3 protein-coding genes are annotated in these 4,114 nt (G+C 66.6%); 2 read left to right on the top strand and 1 reads right to left on the bottom strand.

All coding sequences use genetic code 11. From position 1 onward, the window contains the following. Positions 1-396 (top strand): energy transducer TonB (locus CVM52_RS24140; protein ID WP_133119970.1); only part of this gene is annotated, 396 nt, incomplete at its 5' end. Positions 397-402: 6 nt separating this feature from the next. Here CVM52_RS24140 and CVM52_RS24135 read toward each other — a convergent pair. After that, positions 403-852 (bottom strand): Lrp/AsnC family transcriptional regulator, encoded by a 450-nt coding sequence (locus CVM52_RS24135; RefSeq protein ID WP_100164858.1) that lies wholly within the window; start codon positions 850-852, stop codon positions 403-405. A gap of 121 nt (positions 853-973) precedes the next feature. On the opposite strand from CVM52_RS24135, the gene CVM52_RS24130 reads away from it, so the two are divergent. After that, the coding region (locus CVM52_RS24130; protein ID WP_100164857.1) for an indolepyruvate ferredoxin oxidoreductase family protein at positions 974-4,114 on the top strand (3,141 nt) is incomplete at its 3' end.

Genomic DNA, 4,114 nt, shown 5'->3' with positions numbered 1-4,114 from the left:
CAACAGCGGCAGGCCTCGGCGGCCTCGCAGGCCCAGAAAGCAGCGGGCAGCGGCGGCACCCAGCAGGCCGGCACCTCGGGCAGTTCCACCGTCAAGACCCTGGGCCGCGCGCAGGAGGCACAGCTGATGTCGGTTTGGGGCGCGCGCATCCGTTCGCGGATCGAACGGCAAAAACGCTTCCCCCGGGGCGCGCGCGGTTCGGGCCGGGTGGTGGTGCGCATCACGGTCACGCGCGACGGGCGGATTTCAGGCGCCGGGATCGCGCGCTCGTCAGGCAATCCCGCCTTCGACCAGGCGGCGATGACCGCCATTTCGCGCACCGGCCGGGTGCCGGCCGCCCCGGATGAGCTGACCCAGGCCAGCTATGCCTTCAACCTGCCGATGGATTTCAAGTAAGTGCCGTCAGCGTTTGAGGTCGCGCAGCACCACATTGGTCTGCGCGCTGCTGACCGCCGGCATGGTGAACAGGAATTGTTCCAGGAACCGGTTATAGGCGTCGATATCGCGGCAGCGGATGCGCAGGTGGTAATCTGCCTGCCCGGTGGTGGCATAACATTCGCGCACCTCTTCGCGGCTGGTGATGGCCCGGATGAAATCGGCCAGATGCGCCGGCTCGTGCCGCGTCAGCTGCACATGCACGATGGCGTGGAAACTGTCCCCCAGCGCCTCGGGCCGCAGGATGGCGGCATAACGTTCGATCAGCCCGGCCTCTTCAAACGCGCGGATGCGCCGCCAGCAGGCCGAGGTGGACATGCCCACGCGCTCGGCCAGATCGGCATGTGACATCCGGCAATCCTGTTCCAGCAGGGCAAGCAGTTTGCGGTCGCGGCTGTCAAGATCGATTTGGGTCATCGTTTCATTTTGCGCGGGTCTGGTGGAATTACATTTCACGTACCCCGCAGTAGTGGCGCAAGCTGGCAAGAAAATCCATCCCCCTGTGGTATCATTTCTCGACAGCCAAGGGATTACCGACATGTCCGAGCCAAAACCCGATTTCCGCAGCTATGCCTTGTCCGACCGCTATGACCGCGACAGCGGCCGGGTATTCCTGACCGGCACCCAGGCGCTGGCCCGCATCATGCTGGACCAGGCCCGCCGCGACCGCGCCGCCGGGTTGAACACCGGCGGCTTCATCTCGGGCTATCGCGGCTCGCCGCTGGGCGGGCTGGACCTGGAACTGTGGCGCGAACGCGAGCGGCTGAAGGCGGCGCAGATCACCTTCATGCCGGCGGTGAACGAGGATCTGGGCGCCACCGCGGTGCTGGGTGCGCAGCAGGCGGTGCTGGATCCCGATTGCCAGTATGATGGCCTGTTTTCGATGTGGTACGGCAAGGGGCCGGGGGTCGACCGGTCGGGCGATGCGCTGCGCCACGGCAATGCCTATGGCTCTTCGCCCAAGGGCGGGGTGCTGGTGGTGGCGGGGGACGATCACGGCTGTGTCTCCTCTTCGATGCCGCACCAGTCCGACGTCGCCTTCATGACCTGGTTCATGCCGACGCTGAACCCTGCCACGGTGGAAGAATATCTCAGCTTTGGCGAATACGGCTTTGCCCTGTCGCGCTATTCCGGCACCTGGGTCGGGTTCAAGGCGATCTCGGAAACGGTGGAATCCGGCCGCTCGGTGCAGCTGCCGCCGGACCGTGCCTTTGTCCTGCCCGAGATTGACCTGCCGCCCGGCGGGCTGCATGTGCGCCCCGCCGATCTGCCCAGCCCCGAAATCGAAACCCGCATCGGCCACAAGCTGCACGCGGTCGAGGCCTTTGTCGAAGCCAACCCGATCGACCGGCGCATCTATGACATCGAAGAGGCGCATTACGGCTTTGTCACCACCGGCAAGGCGCATCTGGACCTGATGGAGGCGCTGCGCCTGCTGGGGCTGGACGAGGCGGCCTGCCGGCGGCTGGGCATCGACATCTACAAGGTCGGCATGGTCTGGCCGCTGGCGCGGCGCGACGCGCTGGATTTCGTCAAGGAGAAACGCGAGATCCTGGTGGTGGAGGAAAAACGCGGCATCATCGAAAGCCAGTTCAAGGAATATTTCTATGACTGGCCGGGCCACAAGCCCGAGAAGATGGTGGGCAAACATGACGCGGCCGCGACCCACGACCTGGTGCCCTGGACCGGCGAGCTGAGCCCGCTGGACCTAGTGCCGATCGTGGCCGAGCGGCTGGACCGGTTTTTCCCTGACGAGAACCTGCCGGCCAAGGCCAAGGCGCTGAGGCAGGTGGCGCCGCCGGTGCTGTCGGTGCCGGGGGCGACGCGCACGCCCTATTTCTGCTCGGGCTGTCCGCATAACAGCTCGACCAAGGTGCCCGAGGGCAGCCGCGCGATGAGCGGGATCGGCTGTCACGTGATGGCCAGCTGGATGAACCGCAATACCGGCGGCTATGCCCAGATGGGGGGCGAGGGCGTGCCCTGGGTGGTGGCGTCAAAATTCAACGGCGGCAAGCATCTGTTCCAGAACCTGGGCGAGGGCACCTGGTATCACTCCGGCTCCTTGGCGATCCGGCAGGCGGTCGCCGCCGGGGCCAATATCACCTACAAGATCCTCTACAATGACGCCGTCGCGATGACCGGCGGCCAGCCGGTCGACGGCCCGGTCAGCGTGCAGGGCATCGCCTGGAACGCCCGCGCCGAGGGGGTCGAGCGGATCGCCCTGGCCAGCGACGATATCGGCAAGTTCGCCAAGGCCGATTTCCCGCCGGGCACCACCTTTCACCCGCGCGGGGACATGGACCCGCTGCAGCGCGAATTGCGCGAGGTCAAGGGCGTGTCGGTGCTGATCTACGAACAGACCTGCGCCACCGAAAAGCGCCGCCGCCGCAAGCGCGGCACGCTGGAAGACCCGGACACCTTTGCCTTTATCAACGAACTGGTCTGCGAGGGCTGCGGCGATTGTTCGGTCGAAAGCAACTGCCTGAGCGTCGAGCCGGTGGAAACCGAGTTCGGCCGCAAGCGGCGGATCAACCTCAGCACCTGCAACAAGGATTTTTCCTGTCTCAACGGGTTCTGCCCCAGCTTTGTCACCGTGACCGGTGCCAAGCGGCGGCGCAAATCCGGCGCAGATGTGGATCTTCCGGCGCTGCTGGCAGAGCTGCCGGCGCCCGAACTGCCCCGGCTCGACACGCCCTATGATCTGCTGGTCACCGGCGTGGGCGGCACCGGGGTGGTGACGGTGGGGGCGCTGATCACCATGGCGGCGCATCTGGAAGGGCGCGGCGCCAGCGTGCTGGATTTCACCGGTTTTGCGCAGAAATTCGGCACCGTGCTCAGCTATCTCCGCCTGGGCGCGACACCCGAGGCGATCCAGCAGGTGCGGATCGGCAACGGCGCGGCCGATGCGGTGATCGGCTGCGATGTGGTGGTGTCCTCTTCGCCCAAGGCCTCGGCGCATTACCGTAACGGCAGCCGTATGGTGCTGAACACCGCGGCAATGCCGACCGGCGACCTGGTGCTGAACCGCGATGCCGACCTGAAGATCGGCGCCCGGGAGCAGGTGATCGCCGGCGCGGTCGGGGCGGAAAACCTGGCCGCCTTTGATGCCAACGCGCTGGCCGAACGCTTGATGGGCGAAAGCGTGTTTGCCAATGTGATGATGCTGGGCTTTGCCTGGCAGAAGGGGCTGGTGCCGGTCAGCGAGGGCACGCTGAAACAGGCGATCCTGCTGAACGGGGTGGCGGTGGAGAAAAACACCCGCGCCTTCGATCTGGGGCGGGTGATGGCCGCCCGGCCCGAGGCGCTGGCCGCCCCGGCGCCGGCGGCGCCGCCGACGCTGGATGCGGTGATCGAAACGCGAGTCGCCTTCCTGACCGACTATCAGGACGCCGCCTATGCCGCGCGGTATCGCACCCGGATTGCGGCGTTGCGCGATGTGCTGCCCGACGAGCTGGTGCAGGCGGCGGCGGTGTCACTGTTCCGGCTGATGGCGATCAAGGACGAATACGAGGTGGCGCGGCTGCACAGCCGCACGGGGTTCGCCGAAGCGCTGGCGCGGGAATTCGAGGGCGATTTCAAGGTGAACTATCACCTCGCGCCGCCGATCCTGCCGCTGGGGCGCGATGCCCGCGGCCGCCCGCGCAAGCGGCGCTTCGGGCCCTGGATGGCGCCGGTGCTG

Origin of the sequence: Pseudooceanicola lipolyticus, from assembly GCF_002786325.1 — a bacterium.
Classification (GTDB): domain Bacteria; phylum Pseudomonadota; class Alphaproteobacteria; order Rhodobacterales; family Rhodobacteraceae; genus Pseudooceanicola_C; species Pseudooceanicola_C lipolyticus.
Note: the sequence above shows the minus strand (reverse complement) of the source record. Positions and strands in the feature narration are given on the sequence as shown.

Excerpts from the sequence above, each read along its gene's own strand:
- CVM52_RS24135 (WP_100164858.1), bottom strand. The coding sequence starts at position 852 with ATGACCCAAATCGATCTTGACAGCCGCGACCGCAAACTGCTTGCCCTG.